This is a genomic window from Salibaculum griseiflavum (assembly GCF_003129565.1).
In the GTDB taxonomy this organism is placed as follows: Bacteria; Pseudomonadota; Alphaproteobacteria; order Rhodobacterales; family Rhodobacteraceae; genus Salibaculum; species Salibaculum griseiflavum.
On record NZ_QETF01000004.1, the window covers coordinates 243,697 to 261,211 of the forward strand.

Here is a 17,515-nt window from a genome sequence, read left to right on the forward strand (position 1 = left end):
AGGGATGGTGCGCGCCGGTGCAAGGGGTGTTTGTGGGGGTGGCTCACCCGCACCGACCCCTCGGGGCCAGCGCAAGGGCGACGCCGCAGGCGATCATGATTGCGGTGCCGGCGATCTGGGGGGCCATGTCGGTCAGCGGCAGGTCTCGTATCAGCCGGTAGGCGGGCACGGTCAGCGGCAGCGCAAGCGCCAGGAACAGCGCCGTGCCGCAACGCAGCCCGTAGCGTATGGGCAGCACCGGGAGAAAGGCCAGCGCCGGCAGGTAGTGATAGCCCCAGCTCAGCGGCAGGATCAGCGCCAGCGCGACCAGGAAGACCGGCCAGAACAGCACATCCTCGCGGCGCCGGCAGCGCCAGCCGCCGAACGCCACCAAGGCCAGCAGCGCGAGAGTCGACAGCCCGGACCAAAGCGGCCGTTTTTCCAGCACCCGCCAGCCCACGGGGTTGGACGGGCTTGCGGCGCTTTCCGGGGCGGTCACGATCATGACCTCCCCCACGGGCGCAAGCTGGGCGATGACCGGGTCCAGCCCGTAGGTGAAGTGGTTCATCAGCACGGTCTGCCGGATCGCCGCCACATCGTTGAGGAACTGGGCATGCAACGGCCAGCCGGCCAACAGCAGGGACAGCCCGCCAAGGGCCCCGCCGACAAGAACGAAGGCGGTCAGCGACCGCCAGCGCCGCCCGGCCAGCCATAAAAGCGCCAGGACGGCCGGGTAGAGCTTGATCGCGGCGGCCAGTGCCAGAAGGGCTCCGGCGGTTGGTCCGGCCCCGGCGAGATCACGCTCGATGGCCCCAACGATCAGCACGCTGACGAGGATCTGCGGTTGGTTCTGGGCCAGGGCCACCAGCCCGGGCAGGGTGAAGATCATCAGGCCAAGGCCGAGCGCAACGAACCGCACCAAGGCCCAGCCGGCCTGGCCGCAGGCGCGCCCGGCCAGCAGCACCATCAGGGCCAGGAGAACCGGGTTCACAAGGCTCGCCGCCACCTGGAACCCGTCGATCCCGATCCAGGGGGTCAGGTGACTGGCCAACGCCGCCCAGAGCGGCGGATAGACGTAAGGATATACCGCCTCGGTGCGGCCCTGCTCGACCAGGTAGGACCACCACTCGGACGGCGGCAGCATGGTGAACAGCCCATCGTAGCCCGCATAGACTTGATCAGTCGCGCCCTGGCCGTAGAAATGCCCGGCCAGCCAGGTGGCCATCAGGTCCGGCGAATGCCCGTAGCCGTGACGTGCGAAGGACAGGGCCGTGAACAGTAGGATAAGCGCCAGCAGGGCGGTGCCCGGTCTGATCGTTCTGCCCATCCTTGCCCCGCGATTGCGTGTTTCGCCCCTGATGGGGCGTTTTCTGCCCTGTTCGCCGGTGGGTGGTCAATCTATGTATCGGCCCGGAGGCGCGAAACGGCGAAAGGTGTGACCCTTGCGGCTGAGGTTCGACAGTTTGACAGAAACCGGTGATGCGGCGGCATGGTTTGACGGCGCCTCGGACCTGATCCGCGCCGATGGGCCCGCCGACGTGCCTGCCGCCCTGGCCGCGCTGGACCGGGCGCGCGCCTCGGGCAAGTGGCTGGCCGGGTATGCCAGCTACGAATTGGGCTACGCCCTTGAAGAAAAGCTCGCCGGGCTGATGCCCGAGGCGCGCCGCTTGCCGCTGCTGTGTTTCGGCGTCTATGACGGGCCGCGTCCGGCGGATGCTCTGGCGGACGGTCCGGCCCGGATCGGCCCGCTGCGCCCGCGCTGGGATGCGGGCCGTTATGCCGCGGCATTTGCCCGGGTGCATGACTGGATCGGCGCCGGAGACATCTACCAGGCCAACCTGACCTTTCCCATCGACACGGAAGTCACGGGTGAGAGCGAGGCGCTCTATGCCGCGCTGAGCGCACGGCAGAAGGTGGGCCACGGCGCCCTGGTGCTGCAGGAGGGTCTGCCCGATATCCTGTCACGCTCGCCCGAGTTGTTCTTTCGCATCCATGCCGACGGGCGCCTGGAAACCCTGCCGATGAAAGGCACCATGCCGCGCGGTGAGACCGCGTTGCAGGATGCGCTCAACAAGGCGCATCTTTCGGGGGACGTGAAGAACCGGGCCGAAAACCTGATGATCGTTGACCTCTTGCGCAACGACCTGAGCCGCATTGCTGAAATCGGCAGCGTGAGGGTGCCGGAGCTGTTCCATGTCCAGACCTATGCCACCGTTCACCAGATGGTCAGCCGGGTGGTGGGTCAGTTGCGCGCCGGAACCGGCCTGGCGGACGTGTTCGCCGCGCTCTATCCCTGCGGGTCGATCACCGGCGCGCCCAAGGTCCGCGCGATGGAGATCATCCACGCGCTGGAAGACACCCCGCGCGAGGCCTATTGCGGCACGATCGGATGGGCCGCACCGGATGGTCGGGCGGAATTCAACGTGGCGATCCGGACCCTAATGCGCGACGGCGATGCGGCGGTCCTGAACGTGGGCGGCGGCGTTGTCTGGGACAGCACAGCCGAAAACGAATACGAAGAGGCGCTTTGGAAGGCGCGTTACGCGACACTTTGATCATTGCGCGGCGTGCCGCTGCGTGTCGTCCTGATGATAGAGGTAGTTCCGGGTCACGGGCACGGCATATTGGGCGCGGCTCATCTGGATCTGGAAGACCCCCTGGCGGGCCTGTTCAAACGTCGCCTCTGACGCGACCAGGTAGAACCGCCACATCCGGATGAACCGTTCGTCATACATGGCCCGAACCTCTGGCAAGGCGGCTTCGAACCTTTGCCGCCAGTGGTTCAGGGTGGGGCCGTAATGGCCGCGCAGCACCTCGATATCCGTGGCCCAAAGCCCCGAGCGTTCGATCGGTGCGGCCAACTCGGACAGGGAGGGCACATAGCCGCCGGGGAAGATGTATTTTTCCAACCAGTCCGATGTTGGGCGGGGTGGGGCGATCTCTCCTATCGTGTGGATCAGGGCCACGCCATCTGGGGCCAGCAGGTCATGGACCGTGCCGAAATAGGTGTCGAACTGGGGCAGACCCACATGTTCCAGCATGCCGACGCTGACGATCCGGTCGAAGGTTTCGTCCAGGTTGCGATAGTCTTGCAGTCGAAACGTCACCCGGTCTTCCAGCCCCGCGTCGGCGGCGCGGCGGCGAGCGGTGGCCAACTGGTTTTCCGACAACGTCACGCCGGTTACCCGCGCACCGTGATCGCGCGCCAGCGTCAGCGCCATACCGCCCCAGCCACAGCCGATATCAAGCACATGCATCCCCGGCGCCAGGCAGAGCTTGGCGGCGATATGGGCCTTTTTCGCGGCCTGCGCCTGTTCCAGCGTCATGTCGGGGCGTTCGAAATAGGCGCAGGAATACTGCATGTCCTCGTCCAGGAAGAGCCGGTAGAGGTCATCGGACAGGTCATAATGATGGGCGACGTTGCGCCGTGCGCGGCGTGCATCGTTGCGTTGCAGGAGAACATTCAGCCGCCGTCGCAGAGCCTGCATGGCCTGGAACCAGCCCGGCATCCGGCCCTGACCGTGCATGTTGTGGGTGAAAAGCGCGACAAGATCGTAAAGCCCCTCGGGCGCGACATCGATCTGTCCGTCCATGTAGCCTTCGCCAAAGGCCATGACCGGGCGCAGGCACAAAGCGCGGTAATGAGACGGGTCCACAAGATGCATGCTGGCCGGGGCCACGGCGGTGCTATCGCGGCCATATCGACTGACCGAACCATCGGCCCATGTCACCGTCAATTGCCCCTCGACGACGAGCCGTCCGAGAAGCCTGTTCAGCGTATTCTTCCACATGGCACCCCCCTTTGCCCCATGTGTGACAATGAAAAATGCATGGCGATGATACGCCAAGTCGCGATTCTGGCCAAATCCCCGCCGTTCTGGCCGGGGGATGTGCGGTTGCCTGCTCTTGCCCCCGCGGGTGCCACGGTGTATCGGCCCCGCGATAGATACGCCCATCGCAAGAGGACTTCCCATGCACGCCTATCGCACCCATAGCTGCGCCGGATTGACGAAGGACAATGTCGGCGACACCGTTCGCCTGTCGGGCTGGGTGCATCGCGTGCGCGATCATGGCGGGGTCCTGTTCATCGACCTGCGCGACCATTACGGGGTGACTCAGGTTCTTTGCGACCCCGACAGCCCGGTTTTCGCCGAGGTGGAGAAGGTCCGCTCGGAATGGTGCATTCGCATCGATGGCAACGTGAAAGCCCGCGACCCCGAGCTGATCAACCCGAAGATCCCCACCGGTGAGATCGAGGTCTTCATCCGCGACATGGAAGTGCTGGGCGCGGCCGAGGAATTGCCGCTCATGGTCTTCGGAGATCAGGAATATCCCGAGGAAACCCGCCTGCGCTATCGCTATCTCGACCTGCGCCGCGAAGAGATGCAGCGCAACATGACCCTGCGCTCGGACGTGGTGGCGTCGATGCGTCGGCGCATGTGGGATCAGGCCTTCCGCGAATACCAGACGCCGATCATCACCGCCTCCAGCCCCGAAGGGGCGCGCGACTTCCTCGTGCCCTCGCGTCTGCATCCGGGCAAGTTCTACGCGCTGCCGCAGGCGCCGCAGCTGTTCAAGCAGCTGATCATGGTTAGCGGCTTCGACAAGTATTTCCAGATCGCGCCCTGCTTCCGTGACGAAGACCCCCGCGCCGACCGCTCGCCCACCGATTTCTACCAGCTCGACATGGAAATGTCCTTTGTCGAGCAGCAGGACGTTTTCGACACGATCCAGCCGGTCATCGAAGGGGTGTTCGAGGAATTCGGCGGCGGCAAGAAGGTCGACAAGCACTGGCCGCAGATCTCTTACGCCGATGCCGCCAAGTGGTATGGCACCGACAAGCCGGACCTGCGCAACCCGATCAAGATGCAGGACACGTCCGAGCATTTCCGGGGCAGCGGCTTTGCCATTTTCGCCAAGTTGCTGGAACAGGACGGCACGGAGATTCGTGCCATCCCCGCCCCCGGTGGCGGCAGCCGCAAATTCTGTGACCGGATGAACAGTTTTGCCCAGAAAGAGGGCCTGCCGGGCATGGGCTATATCTTCTGGCGCGACGGTGAAAACGGTATGGAAGCCGCCGGACCTCTGGCCAAGAATATCGGCCCCGAACGGACCGAGGCGATCCGCACCCAGCTGGGCCTTGGCAAGGGCGACGCGGCCTTCTTCCTTGGCGGCAAACCGTCCAGCTTCGAGCGTGTCGCGGGCAAGGCGCGCGACGTGATCGGCGAGGAACTGGGCCTGACCGACAAGGACCGTTTCGCCTTTGCCTGGATCGTCGATTTCCCGATGTACGAGGCCGACGAGGAAACCGGCGGGATCGACTTCAGCCACAACCCGTTCTCCATGCCCCAGGGCGGGCTGGACGCGCTCTCGGGCGATCCGCTGTCGGTGCTGGGCTACCAGTATGACCTGGCCTGCAACGGCTACGAACTGGTTTCCGGTGCAATCCGGAACCACCGGCTGGATGTGATGATCAAGGCCTTCGAACTGGCCGGCTATGACGAGGCCGAGGTCAAGAAACGCTTTGGCGGGCTGGTCAATGCTTTCCAATACGGCGCCCCGCCGCATGGCGGCTGTGCCGCGGGCATCGACCGGATTGTGATGCTGCTGGCCGAGGAACAGAACATCCGCGAGGTGATCATGTTCCCGATGAACCAGCGCGCCGAAGACCTGATGATGAACGCGCCGAGCGATCCCACCAACGAACAGCTGCGCGAGCTGCACCTGCGGGTGATCCCTCAGGAGGACTGAGCGCGCCCCGCCATTTCCCGCCCCGCGTTGCGAATTCGCGACGGACACCGGCCGCCAACCCGTATAGGATCGGGACAAGGGCAACGCGGAGGCTGCGGTGACATTCGACCCCGTCATGGCGGAAATCCGGTTCGGCGTGGGCCTGTCGCCTGACAGGGCCGCTCCGGGATCGGTGAACGATATGCTGGGCGCGCTGGCCGGGCCGGACGCCATGGCGCAGGCCTGGCCCATCGCCCGCTACGCCGGGGCCGAACCGTCTTTCGCCTCGATCCGCGCGGCTGCATTGGCGATACGCGATGCCCCCGACACCGAGGCCGAGGCACGGGCCATGGCCCATCGCGACCAGCTGCGCGAAAACGGCCGCGAGATGTATGCCGCCAACCTCGCCACCGAGGTCGCCCGCACGGTCGATACCACCGACGGGATGCGCGAACGGCTCACCCGGTTCTGGGCCGACCATTTCACCGTGCGTGCGGTCAGCGGCGCGGTGCGCCACCTTGTGTCCCCCTATATCGAAGAAGCGATCCGCCCGCACGTGACCGGCCGGTTCGCCGACATGCTGCGCGCCGTGATCGTAAGCCCGATGATGCTCGTCTATCTCGACCAGCACCTGTCGCTGGGTCCGAACAGTGAGGCCGCCCGCAAGCAGGTGCGCGGGCTGAACGAGAACCTGGCCCGCGAGTTGCTGGAATTGCACACGCTTGGCGTGGACGGAGCCTATACCCAGACCGACGTGCGCGAATTGGCCGAACTGCTGACCGGGCTGGGCTGGTCGGCGCGGCGGGGATTCCGGTTTCGGCCTAACAGCGCCGAGCCGGGGGCCGAAACGGTGCTGGGCGTGGACTATGGTGGCGGCGCGCCGTCGCTGGATGACATCCTGAATGCGATGGAGGGGCTTGCGCTTCACCCGGATACGGCGCGGCACCTGGCGCACAAGCTGGCCGTTCATTTCATCGCCCCCGATCCCGACCCGATGCTGGTGCAGACCATGGCGGCGCGCTACCTGGCGGCAAGTGGTGATCTGCTGGCCATGGTCGAGGGGATGCTGTTGCACCCCGCGGCCTGGGCGCCGACCGCGCGAAAGGTCAAGCTGCCCTTCGACTATATCGCCTCGGCCCTGCGGGCGCTGGCGGTGCCGCCCGAGGTGGTCGCCGGGGCGAGCCTGCAACAAGTGCGCCAGGTCGTGCAGTTTCCCATGCGCGTGATGGGCCAGACCTGGCAGGCGCCGACCGGGCCCGATGGCTGGCCGGAAGCGGCCGAGGAATGGATCACGCCGCAGGGCATGGCCGGCCGGATTTCCTGGGCGATGCAAGCCCCCGAACGGTTGGTCGATCCGCTGCCCGACCCGCGCGAGTTCGTGCATCACGCGTTGGGGCCGGAACCGCCCGAGCCGGTCGCCTTCGCCGCCCGCGCCGCCGAAACGCGGACCGACGGGGTGGGCGTTGTCCTGGCCTCGGCGGCCTTTAACAGGAGGTGACGATGCAAAGACGCGATTTCCTGATGCGCAGCCTTGCCCTGGGCTGTTCCGCGGCTGCCGCGCCGCTCGTGACGCCGGTGGCCATGGCCGCCGCGCCCTGGGATACGCGGCTGGTGGTCATTATCCTGCGCGGCGCGATGGACGGGCTCGACGTGATCCGCCCCCATGGTGATGCTGGTTTTGCCCCTTTGCGTCCCGGTCTGGGCGGGGCCGGCGACCCGGGCGCACTGGACCTCGACGGATTTTTCGGCCTGCATCCGGGCTTCGAGCGGCTGCACCCCCTCTGGCGGGCCGGCGAATTCGGCGCGGTCCATGCGGTTTCGACGCCATACCGGGACAAGCGCAGCCATTTCGACGGTCAGGACATCCTGGAGGCAGGCTTGCCCGGCCTTCAAGGGGGCGGCCTGCGCGACGGGTGGCTGAACCGGATGTTGCAGTTGCGCGCCGGGCTGGAGCCCGAGATCGCCTACGCGATCGGGCGTGAGCGCCTGCTGGTTCTGTCGGGCGAAGCTGCAACGGCGCGCTGGTCGCCCGAGGCTGAGCTGGAGGTTTCGGCCAATGCGCGGCAATTGCTCAATATCGTGCACCATGACGATCCCTTGTTCCGCGATGCCAGCGCCGATGCGATCGAGATCGCCGAGAGCCTGGCGCTGGATGCCGAGATGGCCGAGCAGACCGACGCGATGATGGCCGATAGCCCGATGATGGAGGGCGTGTCGATGAACCGGACGCATGTGAAGCTGGCGGAATTCGCGGCGTCGCGGTTGCGCGGGGATACGCGGATCGCGTCGTTCTCTATCAATGGATGGGACACCCATGCCAAGCAGGCCGGTGGCTTGCGCCATCGGGGCGCTGCGCTGTCGGACACGATCCTGACGCTCAAGGCCGGTTTGGGTGAGGTCTGGGGCAAGACGGCCGTGCTCTGCCTGACAGAGTTCGGGCGCACGGCGGCCGAAAACGGCACAGGCGGCACCGACCACGGAACCGGGGGCGCGATGCTGTTCGCCGGCGGGGCCTTGCGGGGCGGCCAGGTTCTGGGCGACTGGCCGGGCTTGGCCGAGGCGGATCTCTACGCGCGGCGCGACCTGATGCCCACGCGCGATGTGCGGGCCCATGCGGCCTGGGTCATGGCGGGGTTGATCGGGCTGAACCGGGACGAGCTGGAAGGTGCGATCTTTCCGGGGCTCGAAATGGGCGCACCGCCGGGCCTGCTGCGCTAGCAGAGTGAACGGCGATTGCGCCAAGTGCCAGGCGCCCGGGAAATCAGGCGCCGGTGTCGACGTCTTCGATCACGGTGGTCGTGTCGTCGGCAAGGGCTTGAGCCGGGGGACCGACCGCCGCCATCACGGCGGCCCCAAGCAGAACAAGCCCCGCGGTCAAAACCATCCAGTCGATCGTTGTGTTGCCGTCTTCTTCGGACCAGAATTTCGTCAGGAACCGTTCCATGCCGCTTGTCCAATACAGTTGTTTCAGACTGCAGATTGACCCGCAAATCGGGCGCGATTGGGACGATGCGACGACGGGCGCAGGGTATTTTTGCGGACGCAGGTCGGGACGTTTGATGCCTAGATCGCACTGGCGCGGGCCAGCCTGGCCTGAACCATTTCCGCGATTTGGGCGCGTTGATCGGTGGTGGATTGCCCGCTGACCAGCTGGTCTTTCAAACGGTCCACCGCGTCGCAGAGCGGCAGATCGCGGGCGCTTTGGGCGACACCGCCGAGAAACTGCGCCAGATAGGTCAGGCGGCGGCGATCCACCGCCCCCGCCGCAAGCGCATCGGCGGCGGCCGAAAGATCATCGCGCAGGGCGATCGAGTCCGGTTCGACCCGGTCATCCGTCAAAACACGCAACCCTGTAGGGCGGCGATCCGGGGGCAGGTGTTCGAGGATCAGCGACTGGAACTGTCCGATATTGGCGATCGGCTTGCCGAGGAACCCGTCGGCCCCGGCCTTGAGCGCGGCGTCGTGCCCATCGGGGTCTCCGCTCATCCCCAACAGAACATCAACGCGCGGACTGGCCTGGGCCAGGTCGGCGATCAGCCCCGCCCCCGAGCCATCGGGAAGACCGAGATCCACCAGCACGACCGAGGGCCGGTAGACCCTCAGGTGGCGGCGCGCATGGCGCAGGTTGTCGGCCCGCCGGATGCGCGCACCGGATCGCAGGCAAAGCAGACGCAAGGCTTCCGAGGCGAAGCGGCTGTCCTCCACCGCCAGCACCGTCAGGCCCAGCAGCGGGCGCTTGGCTGTGGGTGGCCGAGTCATCATGAAGTCGTCGAGGCTGTCCATCTTGCATCCCCCAGGATGTTTTCGGTTTGGCTGCGACTCATTAAGCGGCAGCTTGGTGAATGCGGGGTTAACGCCCGCGACGTTGGGGCGCGGGGTGCAGGGGGCGCGCGGCGATTGCCCCGAGGCCGGGCTTGGCCCATATAGAGTCAAACCCCGGACAGGAGGCGAGAATGATCGGACGCTTGAACCACGTGGCCATTGCCGTGCCCGACCTGGAGGCCGCTTCCGCGCAATACCGTGATGCGCTGGGCGCCAAGGTGGGCGCGCCGCAGGACGAGCCGGATCACGGCGTCACGGTCGTTTTCATCGAACTCCCCAACACCAAGATCGAACTGCTCTATCCGCTGGGCGAGGACAGCCCCATCGCCGGGTTCCTCGAAAAGAACCCCGCGGGCGGCATTCATCATGTCTGCTACGAGGTCGAGGATATCATTGCCGCCCGCGACAAGTTGAAAGAGGCCGGCCTGCGGGTTCTGGGCAATGGCGAACCCAAGATCGGTGCTCACGGCAAGCCCGTGCTGTTCCTGCACCCCAAGGACATGAACGGCACCCTCACGGAACTGGAGCAGGTCTGATGGGTATTACCTCTGCCCTGGTGCTGTTGGCCGTGGTCTGGTTCATGGTCTTTTTCGTGGTCCTGCCCCTTCGCCTGACCACCCAGGGCGAGGCGGGCGACGTCGTGCCCGGCACGCACAAAAGTGCCCCCGCTGATCCCCAGCTCAAGAAAAAGGCGAAGATCACGACGATCTGGGCGCTGATCATCTGGGCGATCCTGGCCAGCGTGATCTGGTCCGGACTGATCACGGTCAGCGATTATGACTGGGCCGGCCGTCTGGGCGATACCCGCCAACAGTAGGGCCGGTTTTCGCACGGGACGGCAGTCTTGCCTTTGCGGGGGCCGCATAGGGGAACGCCATGCACTGGCATCCGGCGCCGAAAGCACCTATCTCGGCTCCGGAACAGACCGAAGGACACCGCCAATGCCGCCCCGCAATCAGGCCGCGCTTGAATTCCTGCTGACCCGCCGCTCGCGCCCGGCCAAGACGCTCACCACCCCGGTGCCGAACAGGCTCGAACTGGACGAGATGCTGACCGCGGCGGCGCGCACTCCGGATCATGGCAAGCTGGAACCCTGGCGGTTCATCGTGCTGGACCGTGCCGTGCTGCAGCGGCTGGCCGAGGTCATTCCGCACCGGCACGCCGCCATCGGCCTGCCCGAGGAACAGCTGGAAAAGGGTGTGGCGCAATTCCGCGATGGCGATCTGGCCGTGGCGGTCATCGAAAGCCCGGTCCTGTCCGACAAGATCCCGCCGGTGGAACAGACCTATTCGGCGGGCGCGGCCTGCCTTGCGCTGCTGAATGCGGCGCTCGCGGCGGGCTGGGGAGCGAACTGGCTGACCGGCTGGCCGGTCCATGACCGGACCTTCGTGGAGACCTATCTGAACCTGACCCCCACGGAACGGGTGGTCGGCCTCGTCCATATCGGCACCGAGACCAACGCCCCGCCCGAGCGTCCCCGTCCGGACCTGTCGCAGAAAGTGACGTTCCTGGAATGATTTTCTCGGATTTCGCCAAGGCCCTGGGCCAGATCGGTGATCCGCGGTTTCGGCGGGTGCTGTGGTGGGGCGTGGGGCTGACCCTGGCGCTGTTGGTGGCGGCCTATGCGGGGCTGCTGCAACTGGTCGACATGCTGGACCCCGGTTCGGTCTCGATCCCCGGCATCGGGCCGGTCACCTGGATCGGCGACCTGCTCACATGGGGCAGCGCTTTCTTCATGCTGTTCCTGTCGGTGTTCCTGATGATCCCGGTTGCCTCGGCCATCACCTCGATGTTTCTCGACGACGTGGCGCAGGCGGTCGAGGACCGCCACTATCCCCACCTGCCGCCGCTGGGCAAGCAGAGCCTGTGGGACGCGTTCCGCGACACGGTCAATTTCCTGGGCGTCCTGATCGGGGCCAACCTGCTTGCGATCGTGGCCTATGTGATGCTGCCCTTTGCCGCGCCGTTCATCTTCTACGGTCTCAACGGCTTCCTGCTGGGCCGCGAATACTTCACCGTGGCCGCCATGCGCCGCGAGGGCCGCGCCGGGGCGGATGCCATGCGCAAGGCCAACCTGCCGGAAATCTGGTTGGCGGGGGTGCTGATGGCGCTGCCGCTGACCATCCCGATCATGAACCTGTTCATCCCGATCCTGGGCGCGGCAACCTTCACCCACCTCTATCACCGGCTGGCGGGCACCGCGCGCTAGGTCTTGTCCGGGGTCGTGTCCTTCTGGATACGATAGACGCCTTCGGGCAGGTCCAGCGCCATGGCCAAGTCGCGCAATTGCGCCAGAGACAGCGTGATGCGCATCACCTCGTCCCGGCGGGCGTCGAACTGTTCGACGGTCACGCAATCGTCGAACGCGTTGATCGTCACATCCTCTTGCAGGTGGCTTGCGCCCTCGTCCACAAGGGTGACGACCGTGGCGTCGAAATCGTGTTCGATGGTGAACATCTGCGGCTCCTTCGGTTGGCGCGTGCAAGGGCAGTGTTTCGCCCATGGCCGCGATGTCAAGGCAACCGGGTCTGGCGCGGACGCGGCCGAATGCTAGATTTGTTGAATGGGATCAACAGCGGAGTGAGATGGCCATGAGGGTAAGAGCGCTGATGATATTGGCGGGGCTGGTGCTTGCGGGCTGCAGCATGCCGCCGCTGTCTCCTGCTCCGACACCCCCAGCCCAGGCGCCCGCGCCGCAGCCGGTCGCCGCCTCGGAGGTCGCGTTCGAGATCCCGCGCAATCCCCGCGCCATCCAGCGTGCCTTTGTCGAGGTGATCGACCGGGTCGAACCCGTGGCCGAAGCGGAGTGCCGTCGCGTGACGCCCGGGCGCAATTGCGATTTCCTGATCGTGGTGGACGACCGGATCGACCAGCCCGCCAATGCCTTCCAGACCATCGACCGGACGGGCCGCCCCGTCATCGGGTTTACCGTGGCGCTGATCGCCGATGCCCGCAATCGCGACGAGCTGGCCTTCGTCATGGCCCACGAGGCCGCCCACCATATCGCCGGCCATATCGAACGCCAGCAGCGCAACGCGACACTCGGCGCCATCGTCTTCGGCCAGCTTGCCGGGGCCACGGGCAGCGATGTCGGCGTGGCACAGGAATTCGGCGCCGCGCTGGGCGCGCGCAGCTATTCCAAGGAATTCGAACTGGAGGCGGACAGGCTGGGCGCAATCGTTGCGGCCAAGGCCGGGTTCGACCCGTTGCGCGGGGCGGCGTTCTTCTTTCGCGTGCCCGATCCCGGCGACAGGTTCCTTGGCACCCATCCGGCCAATGCCGACCGGATCGCGGCGGTCCAACAGGTGGCCGCGGGGCTTTAACCCGGCAGGGCGAAGGCGCCAATGGAGATCGCGATGAAGAAACAGGCCGAGGCGGCCAGAACATGGCCATGCCAGATCGCGTTGGCAAAGCGTAGCTCGGCCCAGTAGAAAAGGGTCACGCCGACCGAATAGGTGATGCCGCCGGCCAGGATCAGAACCGAGGCTGCCACCGGCAGAAGTTGCACCAGAGGCCAGGCCAGAAGCAGGCTCATCCAGCCCAGCACAAGATACATCACCGCCGCCCATTTCCCCGGCCGCTTGCGCAGGGCCAGTTTGACGACCGCGCCGATACTGGCCAGCACCCAGACAAGCGTCAGCACGCCATAGGCGAAACCTGTGCCGATGAAGATGGCGAAGGGGGTATAGGTGCCGGCGATCTTGAAGTAGATCGCCGCCTGATCGATCCGGCGCAACGTGTCGCGCAAGGCGTCCCACGGGGCCAGGTGATAAAAGGCCGAAACGACGAAGGACGCGATGAGCGCCCCGCCATAGATCGCCAGCCCCGTCAGCGTGCCGCCATCCACGTGGGCGCTGGCGAATGCCAGCAGGAGCGCGGTGCCGGTCACGGCAAAGCCGATGCCGAACGCATGCAAGGTTGCGTCGGCAATCACTTCGGCTCGGCTGTGGGCGCGGTCAGACATGATGTAAAGATAGCGATTCATCGCCACCCGTCACAGCAGACGTTGCGTCAACCGGGATGGATCGGCGTGGCCCTGCCGGTTTGATCTGGCGCAAGGCAGGGGCGGCCTGTGCGCGGCACTCTTTTCGGGCATGACTTGAGGGGAGATGACCGATGACGAAGCTGGGCGATACGCGCGAACACTACTGGTTGATGCTGGGCATGGCGCGCGCCCGGGGCGTGGACCTGGGCCAGGCGATGAAAGACGGGCGTCTCAGTGCACCGGACTATGCGGAGATGGTCACGGCCTGCCGGTCCTGCACGCAGCCCGGCGCGTGTCGGAAACTTCTCGACAGTCACGCGTCGCTTGCGACCGGCCCTGGCTATTGCGTCAATCAAGACAAACTGTCCGCACTGGCCGAGTAACCTCGCGGTGTGCTTCCGCACGCTTTTTTCGCTGAAATCGGTGGCGTGCAACGCCGACCCGGCGACGGGCCGGTTGCAAGGGCGGAATCGAGTATTTTTGGCGAGATGAGAGAGCCGCCGGCGCGAAAGCCGGCGGCGTTCCTGTCAGCCCTGGACGTGGCGTGTCTCGGGGTGCAGGGATTTTCCGAGGATATGGTCGGTGCGGTGGATGACCTTGGCCGCGGGGCCGACGATTTCCGGTTCGGGCGGACGGGCGATCTCGGGGTCCTTGTCCGGGTAATCCAGCGTCGACAGGAAATGGCGCATGCAGTTGATGCGGGCGCGTTTCTTGTCGTTCGATTTTACCACGGTCCATGGCGCGTCGGCGGTGTCGGTGTAGAAGAACATCGCCTCTTTCGCCTCGGTATAGTCGTCCCACTTGTCCAGGCTCGCCTTGTCGATGGGCGACAATTTCCACTGTTTCAGGGGATCGGTTTCGCGCGATTTGAAGCGGCGTTGCTGTTCGCCCTGCGTCACCGAGAACCAGTATTTGTAGAGCCGGATGCCCGAGCGCACGAGCATGCGTTCGAATTCCGGGGTCTGGCGCATGAATTCGAGGTATTCATTGGGCTCGCAGAAGCCCATGACCCGTTCAACGCCGGCGCGATTGTACCAGCTGCGGTCGTAGAAGACCATTTCGCCAACCGTGGGCAGTTCGGTGATGTAGCGCTGGAAATACCACTGGCCCTTTTCTTCCCATGTTGGCTTGTTGAGCGCGACGACGCGGGCCTGGCGCGGGTTCAGGTGCTCGGTGAAGCGCTTGATCGTGCCGCCCTTGCCGGCGGCATCCCGGCCCTCGAAAAGCAGGACGAATTTCTGCCCGGTCTCCTGCGCCCAGAGCTGCACCTTGAGCAGTTCCGCCTGCAGTTTCGCTTTTTCCTCTTCGTAGGGTTTGCGGCCCAGCTTGGGCAGCAGGGTGCGACTGTCTGCGGGTTTTTCCGCCGGTTGCGCGGCCGGCTTTGCGGTATTGGTCCGGGCCTTGGGCGCGGGGTTTTGCTTGGCGGGTGCAGCGGTGTCCGTCATGGTGTCTCCTGTCCGTATTGATGTTGCATAGTCTATACGGGTCCGCCATGCGGTGCCTTGATATGGCGCAAGTCCTGTGCATTGTCCGGACCATGCGCATCATCGAGAATGTCATCAGCGACCGGGGGTCGAAATACGCGGTGTCCGGCGGGCCGGTCGGGTCGGCCGAAGACGCCAAGGCGTTCATCAAGGCGCTGTGCCGCAAGAAGAAATTCGCCAAGGCGACGCATAATACATGGGCCGTACTGCTGCCAGAGGGGCCACTCAAGAACGATGACGGCGAGGCCGGGGCGGGCATGGTGATCGTCCGGATGCTGGAACGCGAGGGGGTGGAGGGGCACCTCGTCTGCGTCACCCGCTGGTTCGGCGGCAAGCACCTGGGCGGCGACAGGTTCAGGCACGTGCAGGAGGCGGTGCGGGTTTACCTGGACGACCTCTGAGCCGCGCGGCGTTCCCGGCGCCTGTGCAGGGCGAATAGTGCCGGGGCCGCGATGTGACGATAGCCCCGGTCGGCCAGCCAGTGGATGCCGGGCAACCCGGTCAGCCGGGCAAGCCAGCGCCAGCCGGGCAGCCGTGCCCAGAGGAGGCGAAACGCGTCCAGCCCTTCGACGATGCGCCCGTTCTGCTGCACGCGAAAGGTGCGGGCGGCGGCGTCCCGGTCCAGCCCCCAGTCGGCGGCGGCGTCCAGCCCGTCGATCTCCAACGCCACGCCCGCACGCTCGGCCTGCCGCGCATAGGCCGCAACCTCGCGCGAGCAGATCGGGCAGGTGTCGTTGTGGAGGAGCTTGGTCATGTGGAGGAGGTAGCTGGGTGGTGCGGTCGGGCAAGTTGCGATCAGGACTCACATCTACCGGAACGAAGGCATAGCCGAAAGTCGCCGATCATCACAACTACGCCCTCAAGCGGCTCGCGCGAGCCGGCGATGGGCGGCTTGGAACGGGTGTGCCGTTCAAACTGTAAGTGCCTGGCTCGCATCCATCGGGAGAACCGGTGCAACGCACCTTTTGTGTTTGGCGGCGATTGATCCCCCGGATCAATCACTTTTCGCCAAACACCCCCACAAATCATACTCCCCCGCCTCGTCCACCTCGACGCGCACGATCTCCCCAACCGACAGCCCTTCCGTCCCCTCGTCAATGAACAGGTTCCCGTCGATCTCGGGCGCGTCGGCCTTGGTGCGGCAGGTGGCGATGCCGTCTTCGTCGATATCGTCCACGATCACGTCCATGACCTGGCCGACCTTGGCGGCAAGCTTGGCCGCGGAAATCGCCTGGGCTTTGGCCATGAACCTGTCCCAGCGGTCCTGTTTGACTTCCTCGGGCACGTGGTCGGGCAGGGCGTTGCTGCGGGCGCCGTCGACGTTTTCGTATTGGAAGCAGCCGACGCGATCCAGTTGTGCCTCGTCCATCCAGTCCAGCAGGTGTTGGAACTCGGCCTCGGTCTCGCCCGGATAGCCGACGATGAAGGTCGAGCGCAGGGTGATATCGGGGCAGATGCCGCGCCATTCGGCGATGCGGTCGAGGGTCTTTTCGGCATGGGCCGGGCGGGCCATGCGGCGCAGCGTGTCCGGGTGGGCGTGCTGGAACGGCACGTCGAGATAGGGGAGGATCATGCCATCGGCCATGAGCGGGATCAGTTCGCGCACATGGGGGTAGGGGTAGATGTAGTGCAGGCGCACCCAGGCGCCCAAGGACCCAAGGTCGCGGGCCAGCCGGGTGATGGGTTGCTCTGTGCCCGCCCGGTCCTCGCGGCTCCAGTCCGTGCCATAGGCCGAGGTGTCCTGGCTGATCACCAGCAGTTCCCGCACACCATTTTCGACCAGCTTTTCCGCCTCGCGCAGCACCGCCTTATGCGGGCGAGAGGCGAGCCGCCCGCGCATGTCGGGGATGATGCAGAACTTGCATTTGTGGTTACAGCCCTCGGAAATCTTGAGATAGCTGTAATGGCGGGGTGTCAGGCTGACGCCGCTGGCGGGCAGCAGGTCGATATAGGGGTCGGGATCGGGCGGGACCGCCCCGTGAACGGCATCGAGCACCTGTTCGTATTGGTGCGGCCCGGTCACGGCGAGGATGCGGGGGTGGTGGTCGCGGATATAGTCGGGTTCTGCCCCCAGGCAGCCGGTGACGATGACCTTGCCGTTTTCTGTCAACGCCTCGCCGATGGCGTCGAGGCTTTCGGCCTTGGCGCTGTCGAGGAACCCGCAGGTGTTCACGATCACCGCATCGGCCCCCGCGTAATCGGGCGAGATCGCGTAGCCCTCGGCCCGCAGCCGGGTGAGGATGCGTTCGCTGTCCACCAGCGCCTTGGGGCAGCCGAGCGAGACCATTCCGATGGTCGGCTGGCCGGGGCGAGCGGTTTCCGTGATGCGGGCACGGGCGAGATCGGGGCGCAGGTCGGGCGGGTTCTGGGACATGGGATGTGCCTTAGCGCGGGACGGTGATTTCGGGAAGGGGGCGTGACCGAATTGAGCGCTTCCGCGCGCTTTCATTCAGCCATTGGCGGGGTGACGCATCGGGCCCGGCGGCGGTGCGCGTGTCATTAGGGCGGGGGGGGG

20 protein-coding genes are annotated in these 17,515 nt (G+C 65.7%); 11 read left to right on the forward strand and 9 right to left on the reverse strand.

Annotated features, from left to right (window positions below; all coding sequences use genetic code 11):
• Positions 1-43 precede the first annotated feature (43 nt).
• Positions 44-1,306, reverse strand: a complete 1,263-nt coding sequence (locus DFK10_RS05945) for a glycosyltransferase 87 family protein (protein WP_109387591.1) — start codon at positions 1,304-1,306, stop codon at positions 44-46.
• 115 nt (positions 1,307-1,421) lie between these two features.
• On the opposite strand from DFK10_RS05945, the gene DFK10_RS05950 reads away from it, so the two are divergent.
• A complete protein-coding gene (locus DFK10_RS05950) occupies positions 1,422-2,534 on the forward strand; it encodes an aminodeoxychorismate synthase component I (protein WP_109387593.1) in 1,113 nt (370 codons plus the stop codon).
• Here DFK10_RS05950 and DFK10_RS05955 read toward each other — a convergent pair whose 3' ends face one another.
• Entirely contained in the window at positions 2,535-3,770 is a 1,236-nt protein-coding gene (locus DFK10_RS05955) for an SAM-dependent methyltransferase (RefSeq protein ID WP_109387595.1), read from the reverse strand.
• Between the two features lie 181 nt (positions 3,771-3,951).
• Between DFK10_RS05955 and aspS the strand changes: the two genes are divergently transcribed.
• The 3 genes from aspS to DFK10_RS05970 all read left to right on the forward strand — a co-directional run bounded on the left by aspS (position 3,952) and on the right by DFK10_RS05970 (position 8,427).
• On the forward strand, positions 3,952-5,730 hold the full coding sequence (aspS, locus tag DFK10_RS05960) for an aspartate--tRNA ligase (protein WP_109387597.1): 1,779 nt from the start codon (positions 3,952-3,954) through the stop codon (positions 5,728-5,730).
• 97 nt (positions 5,731-5,827) lie between these two features.
• Entirely contained in the window at positions 5,828-7,207 is a 1,380-nt protein-coding gene (locus DFK10_RS05965; RefSeq protein ID WP_109387599.1) for a DUF1800 domain-containing protein, read from the forward strand.
• Between the two features lie 2 nt (positions 7,208-7,209).
• The gene (locus DFK10_RS05970) at positions 7,210-8,427 is read left to right on the forward strand and encodes a DUF1501 domain-containing protein (protein WP_109387601.1); all 1,218 of its coding nucleotides are present in this window, start codon (positions 7,210-7,212) and stop codon (positions 8,425-8,427) included.
• 43 nt (positions 8,428-8,470) lie between these two features.
• Here the strand turns inward: DFK10_RS05970 and DFK10_RS05975 are convergent, their stop codons facing one another.
• Both DFK10_RS05975 and DFK10_RS05980 read right to left on the reverse strand, forming a co-directional pair.
• Positions 8,471-8,653, reverse strand: coding sequence for a hypothetical protein (locus DFK10_RS05975; RefSeq protein WP_109387603.1), 183 nt, complete (start codon positions 8,651-8,653; stop codon positions 8,471-8,473).
• 119 nt (positions 8,654-8,772) lie between these two features.
• Positions 8,773-9,492, reverse strand: coding sequence for a response regulator (locus tag DFK10_RS05980; RefSeq protein ID WP_109387605.1), 720 nt, complete (start codon positions 9,490-9,492; stop codon positions 8,773-8,775).
• A 170-nt stretch (positions 9,493-9,662) separates the two neighbouring features.
• Here DFK10_RS05980 and mce point away from each other — a divergent pair, with 170 nt between their 5' ends.
• The 4 genes from mce (at position 9,663) to DFK10_RS06000 (ending at position 11,740) form a co-directional block, all read left to right on the forward strand.
• Entirely contained in the window at positions 9,663-10,067 is a 405-nt protein-coding gene (gene mce, locus DFK10_RS05985) for a methylmalonyl-CoA epimerase (RefSeq protein ID WP_109387607.1), read from the forward strand.
• Positions 10,067-10,348 carry a DUF1467 family protein gene (locus tag DFK10_RS05990; RefSeq protein WP_109387609.1) on the forward strand — a complete coding sequence of 94 codons (282 nt, stop codon included), beginning with the start codon at positions 10,067-10,069 and terminating at the stop codon, positions 10,346-10,348. The genes mce and DFK10_RS05990 overlap by 1 nt, the downstream gene beginning before the upstream one ends.
• 124 nt (positions 10,349-10,472) lie before the next feature.
• Positions 10,473-11,048, forward strand: coding sequence for a nitroreductase family protein (locus tag DFK10_RS05995; protein ID WP_109387611.1), 576 nt, complete (start codon positions 10,473-10,475; stop codon positions 11,046-11,048).
• Positions 11,045-11,740, forward strand: coding sequence for an EI24 domain-containing protein (locus tag DFK10_RS06000; RefSeq protein WP_109387613.1), 696 nt, complete (start codon positions 11,045-11,047; stop codon positions 11,738-11,740). The genes DFK10_RS05995 and DFK10_RS06000 overlap by 4 nt, the downstream gene beginning before the upstream one ends.
• Here DFK10_RS06000 and DFK10_RS06005 read toward each other — a convergent pair.
• Complete coding sequence (locus DFK10_RS06005) at positions 11,737-11,988, reverse strand: hypothetical protein (RefSeq protein ID WP_109387615.1); 252 nt, start codon at positions 11,986-11,988, stop codon at positions 11,737-11,739. The genes DFK10_RS06000 and DFK10_RS06005 overlap by 4 nt on opposite strands.
• Positions 11,989-12,122: 134 nt before the next feature.
• On the opposite strand from DFK10_RS06005, the gene DFK10_RS06010 reads away from it, so the two are divergent.
• Complete coding sequence (locus DFK10_RS06010; RefSeq protein WP_408005573.1) at positions 12,123-12,854, forward strand: M48 family metallopeptidase; 732 nt, start codon at positions 12,123-12,125, stop codon at positions 12,852-12,854.
• Here the strand turns inward: DFK10_RS06010 and trhA are convergent.
• The gene (trhA, locus tag DFK10_RS06015; RefSeq protein ID WP_235866772.1) at positions 12,851-13,516 is read right to left on the reverse strand and encodes a PAQR family membrane homeostasis protein TrhA; all 666 of its coding nucleotides are present in this window, start codon (positions 13,514-13,516) and stop codon (positions 12,851-12,853) included. The genes DFK10_RS06010 and trhA overlap by 4 nt on opposite strands.
• 131 nt (positions 13,517-13,647) lie before the next feature.
• Here trhA and DFK10_RS06020 point away from each other — a divergent pair, with 131 nt between their 5' ends.
• The gene (locus DFK10_RS06020; RefSeq protein WP_109387619.1) at positions 13,648-13,899 is read left to right on the forward strand and encodes a DUF6455 family protein; all 252 of its coding nucleotides are present in this window, start codon (positions 13,648-13,650) and stop codon (positions 13,897-13,899) included.
• Between the two features lie 144 nt (positions 13,900-14,043).
• On the opposite strand, the gene ppk2 is transcribed toward DFK10_RS06020, so the two are convergent.
• Positions 14,044-14,961: a polyphosphate kinase 2 gene (ppk2, locus tag DFK10_RS06025; RefSeq protein ID WP_109387621.1), complete on the reverse strand. Its 918-nt coding sequence runs from the start codon at positions 14,959-14,961 to the stop codon at positions 14,044-14,046.
• Positions 14,962-15,053: 92 nt separating this feature from the next.
• Here ppk2 and DFK10_RS06030 point away from each other — a divergent pair, with 92 nt between their 5' ends.
• Positions 15,054-15,401, forward strand: a complete 348-nt coding sequence (locus DFK10_RS06030; RefSeq protein ID WP_109387663.1) for a YigZ family protein — start codon at positions 15,054-15,056, stop codon at positions 15,399-15,401.
• Here the strand turns inward: DFK10_RS06030 and DFK10_RS06035 are convergent.
• Complete coding sequence (locus tag DFK10_RS06035) at positions 15,383-15,754, reverse strand: thiol-disulfide oxidoreductase DCC family protein (RefSeq protein ID WP_109387623.1); 372 nt, start codon at positions 15,752-15,754, stop codon at positions 15,383-15,385. The genes DFK10_RS06030 and DFK10_RS06035 overlap by 19 nt on opposite strands.
• Positions 15,755-15,994: 240 nt before the next feature.
• Positions 15,995-17,374, reverse strand: a complete 1,380-nt coding sequence (rimO, locus tag DFK10_RS06040; RefSeq protein ID WP_109387625.1) for a 30S ribosomal protein S12 methylthiotransferase RimO — start codon at positions 17,372-17,374, stop codon at positions 15,995-15,997.
• Positions 17,375-17,515: the final 141 nt, after the last annotated feature.